The sequence below is a fragment of the Streptomyces sp. NPDC002926 genome (assembly GCF_053591755.1).
In genome coordinates this window covers 142,997-165,245 of the sequence record NZ_JBSFUK010000008.1, presented here as the reverse complement: position 1 = coordinate 165,245, position 22,249 = coordinate 142,997, and the positions used below count along the sequence as shown (strand labels likewise).

Here is a 22,249-nt window from a genome sequence, read left to right as displayed (position 1 = left end):
GGCACGAGCAACAGGAAGACACAAGGATGACGCCTCAGACCCGACGCCCCGGCAGAACCGGCCGTCCACCCCGCCTGTCCCAGGAGGCCATCCTCACGGCGGCCCAGCACATCCTGGACGAGGAGGGGCCGGAGCACCTGTCGATGCGCCGCCTGGCGCAGGAGTTGTCGAGCACCGCGATGGCGCTCTACCACCACATGCGCGACAAGGACGAGCTGCTGCTCCTGCTGCTCGAACGTCACGCCCAGCGGTTCCCGCGTCCCGAGCTCCCCGCCGAGCCGCGTGAACGGCTGATCGCAGCGAGCCAGTCGCTACACGACATCCTCGCGGAGTGCCCGTGGATCGTGGAGGTCCTCGCCTCCGACGATCTGATGGCCGTCTCCGCGCTGTGGATCGTGGAGAACATGATCGACGCCGCGATAGGGTGCGGGCTCAGCTCCGAGGAGGCCGTCTACGCCTACCGCGTCATCTGGTATTACACCGCTGGCGAGCTCACCATCCGGGTGAACCGCGAGCGGCACCACGCCGAGCTCGAGCGACCGCCGCACCGCGACAGGGCGTTCGCCGCCCTGACGCCGGAGGAGTTCCCCCGGCTCACCTCGCTCGCCGCCCAGTGGGACGAGATCACCACCCGGGACACCCACCGCGAGGGACTGGTAGCCATCGTCGACGGCCTCCTCGCGCGGACCGGTCCGGGGCGGAAGGCGACATGACCGAGGGCCCGGATCACCGGCTGGCCGTGGCACGGCGGTGATCCGGGCCCCACGGCCCGCGGTGCGTTCAGGCGTCCAGCTGCGTGAGGAGGGCCCGCTTGTCGACCTTGCTGACGCCGGTCATCGGCAGCCGCTCCAGCACCACCAGCTGGTCGGGCACCTTGTACGCGGCGACCCCACGGCCCCGGAACGCGGCCTTCACCTCCCGCAGGGTCGGCGGGGGCGCGCTGCCCTTCGGTACGACGCAGGCGCAGGTCCGCTCCCCCATCAAGGGATCGGGCAGGGCGATCACCGCGGCCCCGAGCAGCGGGAAGGCGGCCAGTAGATGCTCCTCCACCTCCAGCGTCGGCACCTTCTCCCCACCTCGGTTGACCACGTCGTTGATCCTGCCGACGACCTCGAAGTTGCCCTCCGCGGTCCGGCGTACCAGGTCACCCGTGCGGTAGAAGCCCTCCTCGGTGAACCGGGTGCGGTTGCGTTCCCCCGCGCGGTAGTAGCCGCGCAGGGTGTACGGGCCTCGGGTGAGCAGCTCCCCCACTTCTCCTGGTCCGGCTTGGGCCCCGTCCTCCCGGATCACCAGCACCTCGTCGGCGGGTGACAGCGGCCGCCCCTGCGTGTGGACGATCACGTCCTCGGGGTCGTCGAGCCTGGTGTAGTTGAGCAGCCCCTCGGCCATCCCGTACACCTGCTGGAGCGTGCAGCCGAGGGCCTTCGGCACTTGGCGCGCCGTCTCCGAGGTGAGCCGGGCACCGCCCACCTGAAGGACCCGCAGGGAGGACAGGTCGTGGTCCGTCCACTCGGCCGCGTCGAGCCACAGGGGCACCAGCGGTGGCACGAGCGAGGTGATCGTCACGCGGGCCCGCTCGATGAGCGGGAAGCACGCGTCCGCCGTGGGCGCGGGGGCGATCACGGCCGCTCCCCCGGCGCGCAGGGTGCCCAGTACGCCCGGGCACCCGAGGGCGAAGTTGTGCTCCACGGGCAGCGCCGCGAGATAGACGCTGTCCAGCCCGACACCGCACAGCCGGGCGGTCTCACGCAGTTGGTACGCGTAGTCCGCGTGGGTACGCGGTATCAGCTTCGGCGGTCCGGAGGTGCCGCCGGACAGGAGGAACAGCGCGACGTCCTCGGGATCCGGCCCGGGCAGTGCGACAGGATCGGCGTCGACGGACGACAGGGCGGTGAACGGGCCCGGAACACCCGCCACGAACACCTGCCGGAGGCTGTCCGTCCGGTCGAGCACCTCCTGGGCGACGAGCCGGAAGTCGCAGTCGAGCACCCGTTCCGGGCAGACGTAGGCTGCTGCCTCGGACGTGGCCACGAGATGGGTGATCTCCGTCGAGCGGTGAGCGGGAAGCGCGTACACCGGCAGGATTCCGGTGCGGAAGAGCGCCAGGCTCAGCACCACGAGCTCCGCCTCGTCGAGGAGTTGCACGACGACCCGGTCGCCGGGCACCAGACCGGTGCGCAGCAGTCCGGCGGCCATGCGGTCGGCCGCCCGGTCGAGCTCCTCGTGGGTCATGGTGCCGGCCGCCGTAACCAGGGCGGTCCGCACCCGCTGCTCCGGCGAGCGCGCGGCGGGCCAGGTCCCGAGGACCTCCGTGTTCCAGTACCGCTGCTCCCTGTACGTGCGAACCGCCGACTCAGGCCAAGGCACGCAGCCCTCTTGCATGGGATTCCTCTCGGTCCGTTACAGAACGGTGTGTGCGGCCGCCGTGTCCGACGGTGCGTCACGGGGTGGACGGCCAGGCGGAGAGGGCCTCGGGCAGCGCTTCCCGTACCGCCCGGAAGACGCGCGGGAGTACGGTCGCGCGCCGAGTCTCCAGATAAAAGTGGCCGCCGGTGAAAACCTCCACCGCGCAGGGCCCGGTGGTGACCTCGCCCCAGGCGACGGCCTCGTCGGCGGTGATCTCCGGGTCGTCGTCGGCGTACAGCACGGTCACCGGGATGCCCAGCGGGCCACCGGGCAGCGGCCGGTACGTCTCGACGATCCGGTAGTCGCTCCGGACGGCGGGCAGCAGGGCCTCCAGGAGCGCACGGTTGTCCATGACGTCCTGGGCGGTGCCTCCGAGCCTGGTCAGGTCCGCGAGGAGATCGGCATCAGTGGCGCGGTGGAGGACGCCGCCCCGGGTCCGCATGGGGGCGGGCTGGCCGGAGACGACAAGCGCCGCGGGAGGGCGGCCGGTCACGGTGAGCCTGCGCGCGGCCTCGTACGCCACGGCCGCGCCCATGCTGTGCCCGAACAGCACCGTGGACGCGAGCTCGTCGCCGGTACGCCCCTGGGTCAAGCCGGGGACAAGGTCGTCCAGGAGGCTCTCCACGTCCGTGACAGCCGTCTCGTCGAAGCGGTCGCCGCGGCCGGGGTACTGCACCGCGCACACCTCGACGTCCCAGGGGGCGTCCAGGGCCCAGGCTCGATATCCGCCGGCGGCCCCGCCGGCGTGCGGGAAGCAGATCAGCCGGGACCGGGCGTGGGTACGCGGGGAGAATGTCCGGAGCGCGGAAGACGAACCGGGGTCCACCGGGATCGGGATCACAGCTCCCCCTCCTCGAACTCCATGGACGCCTTGAACTGTTCGGACAGGCCACCCGCCGCGCCGGCCGGACCGTCGCCGCCCGGGTCCGGGTCCGGACCCCGCCCAGCCCTCAACTCCCCCACCAGGGCGCTCATTCCCGCCACCGTCGGGGCCCGCAGGACGTCGCGCATCGGCAGCTCCACGCCGAGCCGGCCACGGAGGGCGGCCACCAGCCGGGTCGCCGTCAGGCTGTCCCCGCCGAGGGCGAAGAAGCCCGCGCCCCGCGCGGTCACGGGCGCGCCGAGGACGCGGGCCCAGAGCTCCGCCACGGCCTCCTCCACGGGACCCCTCGGGGGATCGTCGACGCCCTCGGCCGGGGCGGCGGCGTCCCTGAGGGCCTGCTCCACGCGCCGCCGGTCCACCTTGCCGTTGGCGCTCAGCGGAAGTTCGGCGAGGCCGACGAGGGAGCCGGGGATCATATGGGCGGGGAGCCGGTCAGCGAGCCAGGACCGTATCGCCGCGGGGTCGGCGGCCCGGTCGAGGTCGGCGGCGCGGTCCGTGTCCGGGTGCCGGGCGGTGATCAGCGCCACGCCATCGGGCTCGCGCCCGGACACCTCGCTGCCGGAGAACCCGGCCAGGCCCAGGGCCCGTACCCACCGCGACACATCGGTGGACGGGGACGGGGTGGGCATCGTCGGTACCACCAGCGGCGACTCCGAGACCCGCGCGACGAGGAACACGCGGCTGCCTGGCCTGCCCATCAGGGCCAGCACCCGCGCCGCTGCGTCCGGGTCCGGTTCCCGGCCCAGGGCGTCGTTCACCACCAGGACGTCGAAGGCGGCCAGCCTCGACTCGGTTACGGCGAAGGCGTCCTGCCGGGCGGTCCGTGCTTTGTGGCCGGAACCGGCAAGGCGGGCCTCGGCGGCGGCGACCCGGGACGCACGCGCGTCGAGCAACGTGTAGTCGACCGTGCCGGGCTTGATCCGGTCGAGGAGTGCGGCGGCGCTCCGGCCGCCCGCGCCCGCCCATTCAGCGACGTCGAGCGTCCGGGCTGCGTCGGCGTGCAGGGACTCGACCTCCCCCGCGACGGCGTCCAGGCAGGCGGCGGTCCCGGGCAGGTGCAGCGCGAGGCCGTCGGGAGACAGGACGGGGTCGTCGTCCAGGGCGTCGAGCGAGGTCGTGCCGGCGAGCACCGCCGTCAGCAGGGGCATCGCCGCGGCCCAGCCGTCCACCACCGGCTGGAGACCGGTGCCGGCGATCCGGCCGCGCAGTGCCGCGGCCCGTTCCCCGTCGCGGACCGTGGCCCAGCGGGGGGCGCGGGTCACGGTCCCTCCGGAGCTGCTCAGGACCTCCCGGCTCCGGAGGAATTCCAGCCAGGTGCCGAGGAGTTGACGGCTCGTCTCCGCCACGGGCAGCGTGCTCACCTCGACGGGGCGTTCACTGGGGCCGAGCAGCGGATGCAGCAGGGCGGCGAGCAGAGTCTCGGTCAACTCGGCTTCCTGCTCGAAGGCTTCCTGCCCTGCGTCCGCGGTCCCTCGCGGGGGCGAAGCTGCATCCGAGGCCGGGGCCGACGCCAAGACAGGGGCAGAGGCAGCGGCCCCGGCCGGCAGGAACGCCGCCGCGATCTCCCGTGTACGGTCACCGACGACGGCGGCGAGGACGTGCGAGACGGCGGGGTGGGCCTGGAGCACGGACTCGATCTCGCCGAGTTCGACGCGGAAACCGTTGATCTTGACCTGGTGGTCGATACGTCCCAGAAACTCGAGCGTGCCGTCCGGCCAGTAGCGCCCCTGGTCGCCCGTGCGGTACCAGCGTCCGTCCGAGGCACGGGGGAAATGATCCGTCGTCAGCGCGGGGTCACCCCGGTATCCCCGTGCCACACCGGTGCCGCCGATCCACAGCTCTCCGGGCACCCAGTCCGGGCAGTCCCGGCCGTGCGGGTCGACGACCCGGAACCGCTGGTTGGCCAGCGGCCTGCCGTACGGGATCGACCGCCAGTGCGCGGGTACGACGGCGACCTCGTGGGCGTTGGACCAGATCGCCGCCTCGGTGGCGCCGCCGAGGGCCACGAGCCGGCACCGGCCGTCCGTCGCGCGGTCGAGCCGGCCGGGGAGGTCGAGGCCGATCCAGTCGCCCGAGAGCAGCGCGAGGCGCAGGGTCTCCGGCAGGGGCGCCCCGTCGGCTGCGGTGAGGAGCATGTCCATCAGCGCGGGTACGGAGTTCCACACGGTGACGGCGTGACGCTCGCAGAGCGCGAGCCATCGGTGGGCGTCGCGCCGGTCGCTCTCGTCGACAAGGACGAGGGTGCCGCCTTCGGCGAGCGGGCCGAACACGTCCCACACCGAGAGGTCGAAGTCCAGGGCGGAGACGGCCAGGACACGGTCCTCGGGCCCGATCCCGTACCGCTCATCGATGTCCTCCACGGTGTTGACCGCGGCGCGGTGGCTGATCTCGACGCCCTTGGGCGTGCCGGTGGAGCCGGAGGTGAAGATGACGTACGCGGTCTCGTCGACGGAGACCTCCACCGGGGCGTCCAACGGCGCCGCCCGGAGCGCCTCGGCGAGGGGCAGGAAGGGCGTCGCGGACCCGGGCGGTGGCGTCGCCCCGGTACCGTCCAGGACGAGCGCACACCGACTGAGCGCATGGATGCGGTCCCGGCGCTCGGGGGGCTGGTCGACGCCGACCGGTACGTACGTGCTGCCCGCCGCGAGGATGCCGAGCACCGCCGCGATCTGGTCGGGACCCTTGAGAGCGGTGACGACGACCGCACTGCCCGGCCCGACGCCCCGCGCGGCGAGTGCTCCGGCCACGCGCAGCGCCCGGTCGGCCAGTTCGCCGTGGGTGAGACGGCCGCCCTCGCCCCAAAGCAGCGCGGGCGCTGCGGCCCGGCCGGCCGCCCGCTCGAAGAACGCCTGGTGCAGACGGCGACCGCTCTCCCGCCGGGTCGTGGAGTTCACCTCGGCGCGACATCGGAGCTGGGACTCGGGCAGGGGTACGTCCGGCGGGAGGTTCCAGTCGGTGGTCGCCAGGCGCCGCACCAGATCGGTGTACGCCGCGAACATCGTGTCGATCACGCCGTCCGGGAAGAGCGCCTCGATGGCGTCCCAGGCAAGGAGCAGTCCGCCGTCACGGGTCCCGTACACCTGGTGGTCGAGCCAGACCTGGGGGGTCTGGGAGACCATCCAGGACAGCTCGCCGAAGTGGGCGGCGAAGTCGTCGGGCACCAGCGGGGCGTCGAGGTTGCAGGCGAAGACCACGGGCGCCGTACGGGGGGTTCCGGTGTCGATGCGGACGAAGTCCCGCAGCACGTCCACTCCGGTGTATGCGGCGTGGCCGACGTCGTCGTGCAGTCGTTGCTGGATTGCGCGGGCCCGGTCGGCGAAGCCGTCGTCACCGGAGAGCTCGACATCCAGGAGCAGCAGGCTGGTGAAGTCGGCCACGATGCGCTCGATGTCGGGGTGGAGACCCTGATCGCGGTCGAACAGCGGGATGTTGAGCAGGAACCGCTGCTGTCCGCTCCATCGCGCGAGAATCTCGGAGAAGGCGGTGACCAGCAGCACGGCGGGCGTGACGCCGTGTACGGCGGCTCGGTTCCGAAGGGCCTTCCACTCCTCGGCCGTCAGAGTGTGCCCTCGCCGTACGAAGTGCGGCACGCCGACCTCGCCGGGGTCCACCGCGAGCGGCAGAGCGGGCCCGCCGGGGAGTGCTGGCAGACGCTGCTGCCAGTACGCGCGCGCCCGCTCGCGTCCGGCCGCCCGCCGGGCGGCGGTGTCGGCGACGTACCGGGGGAAGGAGTACCGCAGGTCCTCGACGCTCGCCAGGTCGGCGTAAAACGCGGCGAGGTCGGAGAGGAGTAATCGGATGCTGTGCACATCGGCGACCAGCAGGTCGGCGTTGATGTGGATGCGCTGTGCCCCGTCGGGGAGGAGGCTGAGCTGGACGTCGAGCACCTGGCCCCGGGCGACATCGAGGACCCGGTGGGAGAGGCGTTCCCGCAGATGCAGGAGGGCGTCCTCGGCGTTGTCGGCCGGGAGTTCCGCGAGGTCGTGGACCGTCAGGCCGGGCCAGGTGACGCTCTCGCCCGTCCGCTGGGTGCCGTCGTCCGCGAACGAGGCGCGGAGCATGGGGTGTCGGCGGACGAGAGCCAGGACTGCCCGCTCCAGGCGTTCCGCCGCCACGTCCCGGGTGTCGATCTCCAGATAGGCGTGGCACCCGACGCCGCCGAGGGGCCGGTCCGTGCCGCGGCCGATCCAGTAGGCCTGCTGGACGGCGGTCAGCGGGAAGGGCGCGTGCTCGTCGACGGGGGCGACCGGTTCCGCCTCGGGTGCCGCTCCACGGGCCGGCTCGGGCGCCGCCGAGTCACGCGCTTGCCCCCGCTCAGTCTCAGGCGCTGCTCCACGCTCGACCTCGCGTGCGGCGAGCAGTTCGTACCAGGCCCGGAGTCGTGGGTCCTGGGCCATCTCGGTGAAGTCGGCGCCTGCGCCTGCCCGATTCATCCGGTTGACCAGCGTCATCAACTGGAGGGACTGCAAGCCCCATTCGAAGAGGTTGGCGTCCTCGTCGTTGGGACCGAGTTCGACGCCGAGCAGCGCGGAGACCTCCTCGCGGAGATCCACCGGCTGCCCTGTGGTCCTGCGTGACATCCCTACCCCCGTGTGTCGGATGGTGTGTGACCGGCGAGCGCTCGCCATCGTGCCTTCACGCCGCCGCGTGCGCGGCGATTCGCCAGAACTCCGCGTACCGGCCGCCGTGCCGGATGAGCTCCTCGTGGCTGCCCTGCTCGACGATCCGGCCGTCCTCGAGGAAGGCGATCAGATCGGCGTGCTCGACGGTGCTGAGGCGGTGGGCGACGGTGATGACCGTACGCCCCGCCATGAGCCGGTCGAGGCCCTCCTGGACGGCCGCCTCACTCTCCGGGTCGAGGGCCGACGTGGCTTCGTCGAGCAACAGCACGGGGGCGTCCTTCAGCAGGGCGCGGGCGATCGAGACCCGCTGCCGCTCGCCTCCGGACAGGGCGGCGCCGCCCTCGCCGACCTGGGTGTCCCAGCCGTCGGGGAGCCGGTCCACCACTTCGTCCAGGGACGCGGCGACGGCCGCGGCCCGCACCTCCTCGGCCGTGGCATCGGGCCGGCCGATCCGGACGTTGTCCTCGATCGTGCCCTCGAAGAGGTAGACGTCTTGGAAGACCATGGACAGCCGGGACATCAGCTCCTCGCCGTCGATGTCGCGTACGTCCACCCCTCCGAGGCGCACCACGCCCGAGTCAACGTCGTGGAACCGGGCGACGAGCTGGAGCAGCGTGCTCTTGCCGGCGCCCGAGGACCCGACGACGGCGAGGCGACGGCCCTCCTCGATCTCCAGGGAGAGGCCGTCGAGCACGTCGCGGTCACCGCGCCGGAAGCCGACCGACTCCAGCTGTACGCCGTCGTGGGCCGGGGTCGCGGGCGCCTCTGCGCGCGGCAGCGGGGGCTCGGTCAGGACTGCGTCGATGCGTTCCAGTTCCCCTCGGGAGACGCGCATGATGCCGCCCAGGTCGGCGAGGGACAGCAGGGGGTCGACACAGCGGGCTGCCAGGACCATGATCGCGAGGAGTTCCGGGGCGCCGAGGCCGCCGTCCAGCGTCAGGTACACACCGAGGGCGAGGACGGCGGTGAAGACGGCCTGGACGGAGAAGGTGAGGCCGAGCATGCCGGGCACACCGCTGAGGGCCGCCCGCCGGCTGCTGCGCCACTGCTGGTGCAGCGCGTCGTCCAGGAGTCCGAAGCGCTCGCCCGTCCGGCCGCCTGCGCGCAGCACCGGCTGCGCGCGGACGAACTCGACAACGCGTCCGGAGGCCTCGTCACTGCTCCGCGCCCGCTCGGCGTCCTGACGGGCGGTGGCCTTGGACGTCCAGCTCTGCACGCCGGTGATCAGCGGGACGGCGACGAGGCCGACGAGGGCGAGCCGCCAGTCGAAGAAGAAGAGCACCACGACCACGGAGAGCGGGATCAGGGTGGCGTTGACGAGAGGCCTCAGCCGGTGGGCCGGTACCGACATCACCTCCATCACGCTCCGGCTGGTGAGCCCGGAGACGTCCCCGACCCGGCCGGGGGTGAACCAGCCGAGCGGCAGTCCCGCGAGGTGGTCGCCGAGGCGGTGGTGCAGGCCTCGGGAGAGTTCACCGCCGGTGCGGAACCCGGACTTGTCGCTGAGGTAGCCGAGTACGGAGGTCACGAGGACGGCCACGGCGAAGGCGGCCAGCCACGGCCAGGCGTCCTTGGCGTCGCCGTCGAGCAGGGCCCGGAGCAGCGGGATGAGCAGCGCGTAGGACAGGCCCTCCACGATGGCGCAGACGGACATCAGGGCAACGGTACGGCGCAGGGGGCCCGAGTTCCGCTCGCCCAGGACCCGCAGCAGCAACCTGATCATCGGCCGATCTCCTTCGTACGGCCAGCACGCGCGTGCTGGGCACGCCACATGGCGGCGAACTTGCCGTTCATGTGGATCAATTCGTGGTAGCTGCCGCTCTCCACGATCTGCCCGTCCTCCATGACCACGATCCGGTCGGCGCGGGCGACCGTCTCGAGGCGGTGGGCGATCACCAGTTGCGTACGGCCCCGGACGAGGGTCTCCAAGGCGGCGCGGACCTCGGCCTCGGTCTTGGCGTCGGCGAAGGACATCGCCTCGTCGAGGACCAGCACGGGGGCGTCGACGAGCAGGGCCCGAGCGATGGAGAGGCGCTGTGCCTCGCCGCCGGAGAGACCCACGTCCTCGCCGATCACGGAGTCGTATCCGCGGGGCATCGCCCTGATGCGCTCGTCGATGCCCGCCGCGCGTGCCGCCCGCTCGACGTCGGCGCGGGCGGCCTCCGGCACGGCGAGGGCGATGTTGTCGGCGATGCCGGCACGCAGCAGCCGGACGTCCTGGAGGACGAACGAGACGTGGCGGTACAGAAGTTCGCCAGGAATGTCGCGTACGTCGACGCCGCCGAGGAGCACGATGCCGCTGGTCGGGTCGGAGAACCGCGGGACCAGTTGGGCCAGGGTGGACTTTCCGGCGCCCGAGGGGCCGACGAGTGCGGTGGTGGTGCCCGGTTCGAGGGTCAGGTCGATCCCCCGCAGCACCGGGCGGCCCGTGTCGTAGGCGAAGCCGACGTCGCGGAACTCCACGCGGTCGCCCTGCGGTTCGGCCGGCCTGACGGGCTCGGGCAGCGCCGGGACGTTCAGCATCGCGCGGATCCGCTCGGCGGAGCGCTCGGCGGCGTGCACGTTGTCCAGGCCGTGGCCGAGCGCGGCGATCGGCGCGGTCAGCGCGACGGCGAGCAGCGGGAACGGCAGCAAGTCGGTGGGCGGCATGGCGTCGGCCGCGATCAGGGCCGTACCGCCGGCGAGGACGAGCAGCAGGACGAAGGGCGGGGAAAGCACGAGGGCCGCGAGAGAGGCGAGGCCCGCGGCGCCGGCCACGTAGGTGAGGAAGAAGTCGGCGAAGTCGTCCGCGGCCTTGCGGTAGCGCCGGTGGGCCCGGCCGCCGCCGCCGAAGGTCTTGACGACCGAGATGCCTTCCACGAATTCCACGGAGGCGGCGCCGATGCGTCCCATGGCCTCGCCCATCCTGCGGCCCTCGCGCTGCCGGTCCTCGCTCTGCAGTAGTCGCTGGAGCAGCAGGCCGAGGACGACCGGCACGAGCGCGACGAGCGTCAACCGCCAGTCCACCCAGGCGAGATATGCGAGCGAGGCGAGCGGGACGACGACTGCGGAGGTGGCCTCGACGGGCGCGTGGGCGATCAGGTGGTGCAGCTGGTCGACGTCGCCCTGCACCACGCCGTTGATCTCGCCCGAACTGCGGCGGGAGAACCAGCCGAGCGGCACCTTGCCCAGGCGCTGGGCGAGCAGCCGCCGCAGCGACAGCTGGAGCCGGGCGTCGACGAGGTGCGCGATGCCGCCGGAGGCGGCGCCGAGCACGACGCGGACGAGCAGGCCGGCGACGCCGATCCAGACGGCGAGCCAGGCGGCGCCGTGGTCCACCGACCCCGGGGCGAGCAGCACACGTCCGAGCTCTACCACCGCGATCAGCGGTGCGAGGCCCGCGAGGGAGCTGACGATCTGGAGGACGAAGACAGCGACGAGGCTGGTGCGGTAGGGGCGGAGTAACCGCAGGAGCACCTGCCTGGACGTCGCGGCCGGACCGCCCGGTTCGTTCTCCGGACCGTCGTCGTCGACCACCTCCCTGCCGTCGGCACGGCTGTGCAGACCCTCTGCCGTGGCCATGGGATTCCCACCTTTCGGGCGCGACCGTCCGGCCCGGGAGCGCGAGACGCTGCCACGACCGGACGGAAAGATCCATAAGACGGCAATAACTTTACACGTATAAGAACCCGCCTCGCAAGCGGCTTCGAGAACCACCGCCGGGCGTCGCAACAGGCCCCCGGCGCCTGCTCCGACGGGAGATTTCCAGCGCGGAGAATCCGTCCAGAAGACACCCAGGAGCGGCCTGAAACGATCGCGGTCACCCCTGCCGGGGCCGCCATGACCTCACCACAGGAGAGCTGGAACGCGTGCGCTTTCTACTTCTGAGCGGGCTCGGGCCCGCGAACCTCAATTCGCCCTATCTGGAGGGATCGCTTTTCACGGCGAATCCCTCCGAAGCAGCCAGGGAAATGCTCCGAAGGGCCGGAAGCGCCGACCTCGCCCTGGGGCGTCTCGCCTTCGACCAGCACGGACAGCGGTACGCCCTACTCAGGCCGCGCTCGGACACGACACCCCATCTGACGACGGTCACCCTCCTGTCGATCCTGGAGGACAGCGGTCACAGTTTCGAGCGTCTGGACCTGGAGGACGTCTGGGTGGGTCGCGCGAAGGCCCCGGGGGGTGACGTCGACGTGGTGCTCCTTTCGACCACGTACATCTGGAACGGTCCGATCCTGGGTTCGGCCGTGCGGTGGGTCCGGGAGAATCTGCCCGGCACGCGGATCGTGGCCGGCGGACAGTTCACGAACCTCAAGTTCATGGCGGCCATGCGCGACTACCCGGAGATCGTCGCCGTGGTCCGCGGCGACGGCGAGATCGCCCTGCCCAAAACCCTGGACGCGCTGGCCGGACGGGGTGAGCTGAGCGCCGTGCCGAATCTCGTGTGGCGCGACGGGGACAACATCCGGATCAATCCGACCGAGTACGTCGACATCGACGACTTCCCGTCGCCGGTCGTCCTCGGCAACCAGCCGATCGTCCCCTACGAGTCCATGCGGGGCTGTCCGTTCGACTGCAAATTCTGTTCGTTTCCCGCCGCTTCACCGAAATGGCGATTCAAGTCCGCCGAGAAGATACGCGACGACTGGATCGCCTATGCCAATCGGAACGGCGCGGACGTCATTTCGGCAATGGATTCGACCTTCACCATCCCGCCGACCCGCCTGCGCCGGCTCCTGGAGATTCTCCCCGATTCGGGCGTACCAAGGTGGGAGGGGTTCAGCCGCGCCAACACGATCAATTCGGCGGAACTCGTGGCCGGCCTCAAGGCCGCGCACTGCTTCCAGCTGCACATCGGTTTCGAGTCGATGAACGACGACACGCTGAAGCGGATGAGCAAGCGGGTCTCGGTCAAGCAGAACCGCCGGGCCGTCGAGCTGCTCAGCGAGAGCGAGCTGTCGTACTACGGCCTCTTCATCGTGGGATACCCGGGCGAGGACCCGGGGATGTTCCGGGACACGCAGGACTACCTCCTGCGGGAGTACTCCGGGCACTTCGCGCTCTCCCGGTTCTCCATCACCGACGAGACCATGCCGCTCTGGCAGGACCGGGAGGAGCTGCAGATCGTGGCGGACGATCCCACCGATCCCGCCTCGCCCTGGTCCCACATCGGCATGAACAGCGCGCAGGCCGCCCAGTTGCACAAGGAGACGCTCGACAAGGTGCGCCTCACCAACGACAAGGCGGTGCTCAGTCTCTGGCAGCACGACTACCAGCACTGGCTGATGCCCCGTCACGACTTCTCCACCAACATCGCCGTGGAGAAGTGCCTGGAGCGGATGAGCATGGCGCCGGTCGACCACACCGACCTGGACGAGGGGGCCGCGGTCATCCGTGACAACCTCCACAGTCTGAGGGACTTCGGCGTCGAACTCGCCCCGGCAGGACAGCAGTTGGTTTGCGACCCGGTCTGACGTGGGAACGCGACGGCGCGGCGGGCTTCCGGCCCGCCACGCCGTCGTGTCTCAACCGGGCCGTGTCACAGCACGCCTTCCTCCATGACGGGGTGCGCGGCGACGACGCCCTCGGCGGACACGTCATCGGAGCGTTCATCGCCGGAAACGGTCACGACCGTGCCCGGCAGGTGCCGCCGCAGCGCGTCGAGGACGCCCGGGGCCGGCAGGACCCGCGCGGCCCGGTGCACGCCACGGGGGACGCTGCCCCGGGCCACCTCCCGGGCCGCGACCGCGCCCACCACCCCGGTCATCGCCGAGCCGTCCTCACCCCGGATCACCACACGGCGCCGCACCGGGGCACCGCCGGGCCCCGCGGACTCCAGGACCCCGCAGAGCACGTGGTACGGGGAGCGCCCGAGAGCGTCGAGCGTGCTGGCCCGCACCAAGCCTCCCGCCCGCTCCGCCAGGCTGCCCGCCCGGTCGTCGCCGGCCCGGTAGCGGTTCAGCGCGTCGAGCAGGTGGTGGCCGTCGAAGGCGTTGTACCAGCGGGCCTCGGCGAGGCCGAGGGCGCGGGCCTGGCCCACCAGCTCCTGGGTGAGATAGGCGTACGTGGTCACCGGGTTCGGCACCCCGGCCACCACATGCTCCTCCGCGCCCCGCAGGGCTCCGTGCACAACGCGGCCGTCGCGCCACTGGGCGCGGGGTGTGCCGTAACCGCGGTCCAGGCTCAGCAGATAGTCCGTGGCGCCGGTCCGAGTGAACGCGCCGAGCGAGACGTAGTACCCGGTGAACCGGGCGGCCCCCAGCGGGGCCCGCCCGTCCGCAAGGATCCGGGGCAGCAGCCCGGAGAGGCCGGGCGACAGTCCCGCCGACAGGACCGCCGTACGCTCGCCCGCCGGGGCGGGAACGGGGCCGCAGCCGTCCATCACGTCCACGTAATCGGCCCCGGCGGCGGCCGCCGCCCTGCGCGGGCGGTCGGCCAGTTCGTAGGCGGGTCCCGCGCAGTGGAGCACCACGTCACAGCCGTGGCCGAAACGTTCCAGGCTCGCGTCGCACCGGGCGTCGACCTCTTTCACCTCGACGTGCCCGCCCAGGGCGGCGGCGTGGCGCGCCGCCGCCCCGTGGTCCCGGCCACCGATCCGCAGCCGGAACTCGCCCTCGGCGGCGAGCACACGGGCGGCTGCCGCGCCGACCGCCCCGTACCCGCCGAGGATGCCGATCAGGGGTGCCTCGCCGTTCACCGGCCGTCCTCCGGGAGCAGGGCGCGAGCCACGGCCTCGGCGTGGGGCGGCTGGACGCAGGTGAAGTGGTCACCGGGCACGTCGACGACGCGCAGCCCTGCGCCGCACACCTGCTGCCAGTAGTCGGTCATGTCGCGGTGCATGCCGGGGAAGATCTCCGCCTCGCCCGTCTGACGGACGAATGTGGCCGGCAGTTCGCAGAGTGTCGCCTCGTGCGAGGCGACGGAGACGAGGCTGTGCTTGACGATGGCGTAGAGCCGGGACAGTCGCTCCTCGGAGCGGAGTTCGGCGTCCTCCACCGGCATCGACGCGCCGATGGCGCGCAGCCGCTCCTCCTGGGGCCGCTCGGCGAGCACCCGGAAGGCCTGCAGCGCCTCCCGTCCGGGACCGGTCAGGGTCGATTCGGGTCGGTCGACGAGGCTGCCCGGCGGCACCGTGCTCCCGAAGTGCTCGGTGGTCGCCCGTACGAGCTCCCGTGTCGCCGACTCGTCCCGGGGGTAGCCGAGTCCGACCAGGTCGGCCCGCATCAGCCGGGCGAAGATGTACTCGGCAAGGAGGTCGTCCTCCACGAGGTAGGGGACGCGGTAGCTGCTGATGACGGTGAGGCCGGTCACCTCGGCGCCCGCGGCGGTCAACCGCCGGGCGAGTTCGGGCACGAGCAGGCCGCCCATGCAGTAGCCGACGAGGTGGACGCGCCCCAGTCCTTCGGCCAGCAGGGCCTCAGCGTGCCGGTCGGCGAGCTCCGCGACCTGGGTGCGCGGATCCGCCTTCAGGAACGCGTCGATGTCGTCGACGACGAGACCGGCGAGGGGCAGCCGGTCCGCCACCTCACGGATCACCGCGCGGTACGGGATGAGGGTGCCCGTCCCGTCGTGCACCAGGACCCGGATGGCGGTGCCCGCCGCTCCCGCAGCCCCATCGCCAATCCGGACGAGCGAGGAGGCGGGGGCCGCCCCCGCGAGGCCGGGGACGCCGCCGCGCGGGGCGCCGAGGTGCCCGGCGAGGGCCGCCACGGTCGGCCGGTTCATCACCAGGCGCAGCAGGTCGTCCCATTCCAGGTCGGCGGCCTCGGGCAGCTGCTCGCGCAACCGGGTGACGAGCCGGGCCACGAGGAGCGAGTCGCCGCCGAGGTCGAAGAAGTTGGCGTCGCGGCCTACGAAGGTGACCGGCAGCACGTCCGTCCAGAGCGCGGCCAGGGTCTGTTCCAGGCCGGCGCGCGGTACGTCGCCGCCCTCGTCGAAGCGTCCCCGGGCGGTGGAGGCGGTCCAGGCGTCGAGGCGGCCACGGTCGACCTTGCCGTTCGCGGTGAGGGGGATGTGGTCCACGATCTGGAGTTCGGCCGGAATCATGTACGGGGGAAGCCGGTCGCTAAGATGGCCGGTGAGTGCCTCGGGCCGGAGCCGGGTCCGGTCCGCCTTGAACCGGGACGCGAAGACGTGCTGGCCGATCCGGGAGAGCGGGCTGTCCTCCTCGGGGAGGCAGAAGGCCACCTCGGCGCCGGCCTCGCGGAGCATCCGCAGCCACTGTTCGCGTCCGAAGAAGGTCTGGCCCGTCTCCCGGCGTTCGTCCTCGAAGCCGTGGAGGCCCGCGTTGAACTCCATGGAGGTCATGACGTGGTACGCGTCGCGGGTGGCCTCGATGAAGACGAGCCAGCCGCCGGGCGCGAGGAGTTCCCGCAGCCGGGCCAGGACCTGCTCAGCGTGCACGGAGTTGTGCAGGACGTTGGCGAGCAGGATCACGTCGAAGGAGTTCGGGGCGAGGCCCTGGGCACGGTGGTCGCGGTTGAGGTCGAACAGCCCGTAGCGGACCCAGGGGTGGTCCTGAAACTTCTCCTGGGCCGCGGTGAGGAAGAAGTGGGAGAGGTCGGTGAACAGGTAATCGACGTCCAGGTCGTCGAGTTCGGGGACCAGGACGGTACTGGTGCCGCCCACCCCGGCGCCGATCTCCAGGAGCCGGAGCGGTTCGGGGCCGGTGTTCCGCCGGGCGATCTCGCGCAGCACCGCCACCACGACCGCGTTGTTGTGACGACTGATCAGGTTGTCGCGGTAGGCGGCCTCGGCGGTCTCCAGGCGGCCCTCGGGGAAGAGCAGGGTCTTGAGGTCGATCTCGTTGCGGACGAGCGGGGCGAGGTGCTGTTCGGAGACCCGGTGGTAGCGGACGAGTTCGGCGCCCCAGCGGATCCGGGATTCGAGCGCGTCAATCCGGTCCAGGACGGTCTCGTGCTCCCCCGGTGCGTCCCGCCGCAGCTCGCGGTAGCGGCCGGTGTCCGCGTCCTGGACCACCCGGCCCTCCTGCTCCAGGGCGTTGAGCCAGCGTCGTACGAGGTAGTGGTTCTCGGGGGCCGCGCCGACGGCCTCAATGATCTCCTCGGCGGTGTGCTGGGCCGTGGCGTCGGGGAAGAGTCCGCAGGACCGAAAGAGGACGCCCATCGACTGGAGGGCGGAGACGTCGAGCAGTTCGACCATCTCGGACACCTCCGCCGCCTCGACGGCGCGGACGGCGGTGGTGACGCTCGCGGCCGCCTTGTCCCGTACCGCTGCGGGGAGTTCGGATGCCTCGGTCCGCCCGGGTTCGGCGAAGGCGACGACCCGGCGTGCGCTGCCCTCGCCCTGGACGGCAGCCGCAGCGGCCTCGACGGCGGGATGGGTCTGGAGCGCCGCCTCGACCTCGGCGAGTTCGACGCGGTGTCCGTTCAGCTTGACCTGGCGGTCGACGCGGCCGAGGAACTCGATGACACCGTCGTCCAGGCGTCGGCCCATGTCGCCCGTGCGGTAGAGCCGTTCGCCGGTGGCGGGGTGCGTCACGAACCGCTCGGCGGTGCGCTCGGCGTCGCCGAGGTAGCCGAGGGCGAGGCCGGCTCCGGCGATGTACAGCTCGCCGGTGACATGGGCGGGGCATTCGCGCAGGAAGGCATCGAGGACGTGGAAGCGCTGGTTGGCCAGGGGCTTTCCGTACGGGATGCTGCGTATGCCGGGGGCAACGGTGGTGACGGGGTGGCAGATCGACCAGATGGCCGCCTCCGTGGCGCCGCCGAGGCTCACCACGTTCAGCCCGGGGACGCGGCGGCGGACGGCGTCGGGGAGCGTGACGGGGATCCAGTCGCCCGAGAGCATCGCGAGCCGCAGCCGGGAGACGTCCACGCCGGGTGCGGTACGGAGGTACTCCTCCAGCATCTGCATCTGCGCGGGGACGGAGTTCCACACGGTGACGGAGTGGTCCGCGAGCAGCTCCGCCCAGTGTCCGGGATCACCGCGTCGCGCGGCGTCGGGCAGGACGAGCGCGCCGCCGGTCGAGAGGGGGCCGAAGACGTCGTAGACCGACAGGTCGAAGCCGAGCTGGGCCAGGCCCAGCACCCGGTCGTCGGAGGTCACCGAGAAGCGGGTGTTGATGTCGTCGACGGTGTTGAGCGCGGCGGCGTGGCTGATCATCACGCCCTTGGGGGTGCCGGTGGAGCCCGAGGTGTAGATGACGTACGCGAGGTCCTCGGGTGCAGCCGGGTGCCGGGGGGTGACCTGGTCGCGCGGGTCCACGGGAGGCAGGGTGTCAACGGCGATCGCGCGGGCGTCGGCCGCGAGGTCCAGGGAGGGCAGCAGCGATGACTGGGTGAGCACCAGGTGTGCCTCGGCGTCGGCGAGTAAGGCGTTCCGCCGCAGCGCCGGCTGTGTGGTGTCCACGGGGAGATAGGCGCCGTCGGCAAGCAGAACGCCGAGGACGGCGACGACCTGTTCCCAGCCCTTGTCCATCACGATGCCCACACGCTGTCCCCGAAGGATCCCGGCGTCGAGGAGGACGGCGGCCACGGCCCGTGCCCTGCCGAGAAGTTCGGCGTAGCTGAGAGTCCGCGAGGAGGTCACCACGGCGGTCCCTTCGGGGGTGTGCTCCGCCTGTTCGACGACGGCGGTGTGCAGCAGCTGGTGGCGGCCCGCGGCGGTGGTGTCGTTCACGGCGGCCACGATCCGCGTCTGCCGGGCGGGGAGTGCCTGCAGGTCGGCGTCCGCCCATGCGGCGGCGCCGTCGACCAGCCTCGTCACGAGAGCGGAGAAGGCGGCGAACATGTCGTCGACCACGCCCTCGGGGAAGACGCCCTCGCGGACGTCCCAGTGGGCGAGGAGGCCGCCGCCGTCCTCCATGACCTGGCAGTCGATCCAGACCTGCGGGGTCTGGGTGATGCCGTGGACCAGCTCGCCGCCGGGCATCAGGGAGAAGGCGGAAGCGTCCCCTGCGGAGCCGCTGACGGTACTGGTGAAGGTGACCGGCAGCAGTGCTTCGGCGCGCCCTCGGCGGCGGGCCAGCTCCCGCAGCACCTCGACGCCCGAGCAGAGCCGGTGGTCCATGTCCTCCCAGAGGCGGGCCTGGACGGTCCGCATCCGGTCGACGAACGTCGTGCCCTCGGTGAGGTCCACGGCGAGCAGGCTGGTGGAGCTGAAGTCGCCGATGACGCGGTCGGCCTCGGGCTGGAGCGGGAGCCGGTTCTGGACGGTGAGGCTGAGGGTGAAGCGGGGGTGGCGGCTCCAGCGGCCGATCATCTCGGCGAAGGCCTGGAGGAGGACGCCGGAGGGGGTGACGCCAGCCTCGGTGGAGCGTCGGGTCAGGGTCTCCCACTGCGAGGGGGTGAGCCGCAGCCCGCGCCGGGTGAAGCGCGGCGCGGCGTTGAGCGCGTCGGTGCGCAGCGGCAGGTCTGGGGCGGCCGGCAGGTCGTCGATCCGGGACCACCAGTAGGCGCGGTCCCGTCGGTAGCGGGCGCCCTCGCGCGCCCGGCCCGCGGCGAGGACGTAGTCACGGAAGGTGGCGCCCGGCGGCTCGGGCCGCTGGGCGCCCGTACACAGGTCCGCCAGTTCGGCGAGCAGAAGCCGGATGCTGCTGTAGTCGCAGATGAGCAGGTCGACGGCGACGTGCAGGAGCAGGGCACGGTCGGTCTCGGTGACGCGGAGGTCGAAGAGGGGCCACTGCTCGGTGGGCCGCACCTGGTGGGACATCTCGCCGCGGGTCGCCTCCAAGGCGCGCGCCGCGTCGGCGTCGCCGCGCAGGTCCTCGTGGCGGACGCGGTAGTACGGGACCTCCGGGAGCACCCGCTGGTGGCCTTCGGCGGAGACCACGGCGCGCAGCATGGGGTGCCGCCGGATCAGCTCGTTCCAGGCCTCCTCGATCCGCGCGGCGCCCCAGTGCGGGAGGGCTATCTCGAGGTAGCCGTGGCAGGCCACGCCGCCGTAGTCGAACGCCTCGCTCCGGCCGAGCAGATAAGCCGCTTGGACGTCAGTGAGCGGGAAGGGCTCGTGGGCCGACGCGGGGTCGGCTCCGGCGGCGGGGCCGTACTCATCTGCGTGCAGCAGGGCGAGGACGGCGTCACGGTGGGTACGGAGCGTATCGAGCCGCTCCGGTGTCATCACCCCTTGGGGCGCGCGATAGCGGAGCTTGCCCTCCTCCTCGTACATCACCACTCCGGCCGCGTTCAGTTCGGCCACGAACTCCCCGACATTCATGATCCGTTGCCCTTCCTCGGCATCGTGCGCACACCCTGAAACAGGCACGCGAGGATGGACAGCCTCGTGCACCGGTACTGGTGATGTTCTGGATGCCCGTCCGGCCGGGCCGAGGAGGGGTACGCCGCGGAGTTCAGGAGCTGATCGTCATCCCCGTAGCGGTTCTGCCGTCGGCGAAGTAGCGGCGCAGACCCGCGAGGGACACCTCTTCCAGGCTGTCCGCGAAGATCCGTCCCGGCTGTGAGGGCACGGGCAGCAGGGAGGGGACGACCAGGACGGTGCCGCCCGCGGCGTCGGCCGAGGTCGTTCCGTCCGGTGAGTCCTCGACGGCCACACAGGCCGCGCCCGTCACCCTGAGGCGCCAGGCGGCCGCGCGGTACGGGTCGGAGGGCCGGACCCGGCTCCGGCGGCCGACGCCCTGCAAGCTCGCCGTGCGGCCCATCGGCGAACACCGATGACACCGACGGCAGCCAGTGCGGCCGCCGCGGCGCCGAGTGCCGCCCCTTGCCACACTCCCCAGCCGTCGGCTTGTCGTTCACCAACGGCCTCTACCTTGAGCTCGCCCCAGAGAACGGTGGGGTCGTAGTCGCAGACGCTGTCCCGGTCTGTCTCGTTCATGCACCGGGCACCCTTGTAGGTCAGGGTGAACTTCACCTTGTACGTCCCTGGTTTGGCATCCGAGAGAATACGTCCCGAACCGACCCAGGCAGCGCCTGTGTCCCCCAGGGCGTTTCCGTGGTCCAGAGCGGGACTGGACATTTCCACCCCCGTCGGATGCGGATTTCCAGGCTCCTCTTTGATGGTGATCCCGACATTCTGACCCGGACCAGCCGGGCCCGCGACCGAGGCGTATCCCTCCTTCGGCAGCGGCACCTGCTCCGCGTGCGCCACGCTTGGCCCGCCGATGTACAGAGCAGTCAGGCCAGTTATCAGCACGCATTGGCTGACACTCCGACACTTGCTCATTAATTCTCCCCCTGTTGCAGGTCGTCCCAGGATCATGGCGCATTGGGAGGATCACGCTCACGGAGCGATCTGCCGATCCTTAAACCAGCGAGAAGCAACTTGAACATGCGAAGAACGCTCTCCGTTCTCGCGGAGGACTGGCGCTGGCGGTACTGCCGCTCGCGCCGGCACAAGCGGAATCCATACCGCCGCCAACTGTTCCGGCGGCCGGAGATAATGACGCACGCGGCTTTACGCCTGCCGATGCGGACGCCAATTGGACACCCCTGCCCCGGACGCCGTCGGCGCTGCCGTGCGTGATGGCGGACTCGTCATGGTAGTCCGTCAATGGGCACGGCCTCTTCGCTGATCCCGACGACAGCACCCCAGACGCCGTGCCCGAACCCGTGGGCGTTTGAATACACGCGGAGTCGGCCTGGTTGGCATCGGCCGAGGCCATCGCCGCCCCCAGCAGCACCGCGAACACTAGCGGGAGCACGGCGCACCCGAGCGCGGTACTGGCGGTCGCCATGCGCAGCCCACGCATGGACCGGCGGTGGGGCAGAACCCAGGCGACCGCGAACAGGCCCATACCCCAAAAGATCACAATATCGATGCCGCTGATGCAGCCCTCGGACCGGAACAGGCTGTACTCCCAGACCAGGAGCGGCAGACCGGGCAAGGAGGTCACGAGCGGCGCCTTCCACCAAGTCTCATGGGAGACATGGAACTGCGGCACAACATCCGGGTTCATGTGGTCCACCCCATCAGCGCTGGACGCCTGGGGCATCGGGGAGGGTACTCATCCCGTCCGTGCGCGAATACCCATGCCGAGGTCCGGCAAAGGCCAGCCGAAAGACACGTCAATGGACTTGAAGCCCGATGGCTTCATCACCCCGGACGGCCGACCTGCCCACCCGGGCGCCTACTTCCCCTTCGGCATCGGTCCCCGCGCCTGCCTCGGTCTGCAATTCGCGCTCCGCGAATCAACGGTCCTGCTCGAACACCTGCTGCCAGTCCACACCCTGGCCTTCTCCTCCACCCCCACGAAGGCGGCGTACGGCATCACCGTCCGCCCCGACGGCCCCACCCCCGCGACCTTGGAACCGCCACGTACCTGAAGTGGGCGGCGGTCGCGGGAGGCGCAGACGCCGGAGAACGGGCACACGGCTTCCGTTTCAAGTCTGTGCGCGTTGCCCCAGCCTTCCTGGCTTCCTACTCCTGCTGCCATGGTGAC

General features: G+C 71.5%; 11 protein-coding genes. 3 read left to right on the top strand and 8 right to left on the bottom strand.

What is annotated here, in order from left to right:
• Positions 1–26 precede the first annotated feature (26 nt).
• Positions 27–713 (top strand): TetR/AcrR family transcriptional regulator, encoded by a 687-nt coding sequence (locus ACWDZ6_RS16635; RefSeq protein ID WP_451503420.1) that lies wholly within the window; start codon positions 27–29, stop codon positions 711–713.
• Positions 714–780: 67 nt separating this feature from the next.
• Here the strand turns inward: ACWDZ6_RS16635 and ACWDZ6_RS16630 are convergent, their stop codons facing one another.
• From ACWDZ6_RS16630 to ACWDZ6_RS16610, 5 genes are read right to left on the bottom strand one after another with little or no spacing between them, the layout of a single operon-like run.
• Positions 781–2,382, bottom strand: coding sequence for a (2,3-dihydroxybenzoyl)adenylate synthase (locus tag ACWDZ6_RS16630; RefSeq protein ID WP_451503419.1), 1,602 nt, complete (start codon positions 2,380–2,382; stop codon positions 781–783).
• 58 nt (positions 2,383–2,440) lie between these two features.
• The gene (locus ACWDZ6_RS16625) at positions 2,441–3,247 is read right to left on the bottom strand and encodes a thioesterase II family protein (protein ID WP_451503418.1); all 807 of its coding nucleotides are present in this window, start codon (positions 3,245–3,247) and stop codon (positions 2,441–2,443) included.
• Complete coding sequence (locus tag ACWDZ6_RS16620) at positions 3,244–7,869, bottom strand: amino acid adenylation domain-containing protein (protein ID WP_451503417.1); 4,626 nt, start codon at positions 7,867–7,869, stop codon at positions 3,244–3,246. The genes ACWDZ6_RS16625 and ACWDZ6_RS16620 overlap by 4 nt, the downstream gene beginning before the upstream one ends.
• Before the next feature lie 55 nt (positions 7,870–7,924).
• Positions 7,925–9,634 carry an ABC transporter ATP-binding protein gene (locus ACWDZ6_RS16615; protein WP_451503416.1) on the bottom strand — a complete coding sequence of 570 codons (1,710 nt, stop codon included), beginning with the start codon at positions 9,632–9,634 and terminating at the stop codon, positions 7,925–7,927.
• Entirely contained in the window at positions 9,631–11,472 is a 1,842-nt protein-coding gene (locus tag ACWDZ6_RS16610; protein WP_451503415.1) for an ABC transporter ATP-binding protein, read from the bottom strand. Before ACWDZ6_RS16610 ends, ACWDZ6_RS16615 begins: the two co-directional genes overlap by 4 nt.
• A 287-nt stretch (positions 11,473–11,759) precedes the next feature.
• Between ACWDZ6_RS16610 and ACWDZ6_RS16605 the strand changes: the two genes are divergently transcribed.
• Positions 11,760–13,364 (top strand): B12-binding domain-containing radical SAM protein, encoded by a 1,605-nt coding sequence (locus tag ACWDZ6_RS16605; RefSeq protein ID WP_451503414.1) that lies wholly within the window; start codon positions 11,760–11,762, stop codon positions 13,362–13,364.
• Between the two features lie 65 nt (positions 13,365–13,429).
• Here ACWDZ6_RS16605 and ACWDZ6_RS16600 read toward each other — a convergent pair whose 3' ends face one another.
• From ACWDZ6_RS16600 to ACWDZ6_RS16590, 3 genes are all read right to left on the bottom strand, one after another.
• Positions 13,430–14,587 carry a saccharopine dehydrogenase NADP-binding domain-containing protein gene (locus ACWDZ6_RS16600; RefSeq protein WP_451503413.1) on the bottom strand — a complete coding sequence of 386 codons (1,158 nt, stop codon included), beginning with the start codon at positions 14,585–14,587 and terminating at the stop codon, positions 13,430–13,432.
• Positions 14,584–20,067: an amino acid adenylation domain-containing protein gene (locus ACWDZ6_RS16595; protein ID WP_451503412.1), complete on the bottom strand. Its 5,484-nt coding sequence runs from the start codon at positions 20,065–20,067 to the stop codon at positions 14,584–14,586. The genes ACWDZ6_RS16600 and ACWDZ6_RS16595 overlap by 4 nt, the downstream gene beginning before the upstream one ends.
• A gap of 133 nt (positions 20,068–20,200) precedes the next feature.
• Positions 20,201–20,509 (bottom strand): hypothetical protein, encoded by a 309-nt coding sequence (locus ACWDZ6_RS16590; protein ID WP_451503411.1) that lies wholly within the window; start codon positions 20,507–20,509, stop codon positions 20,201–20,203.
• Positions 20,510–21,878: 1,369 nt separating this feature from the next.
• On the opposite strand from ACWDZ6_RS16590, the gene ACWDZ6_RS16585 reads away from it, so the two are divergent.
• Positions 21,879–22,133 carry a cytochrome P450 gene (locus ACWDZ6_RS16585; RefSeq protein WP_451503410.1) on the top strand — a complete coding sequence of 85 codons (255 nt, stop codon included), beginning with the start codon at positions 21,879–21,881 and terminating at the stop codon, positions 22,131–22,133.
• Positions 22,134–22,249: the final 116 nt, after the last annotated feature.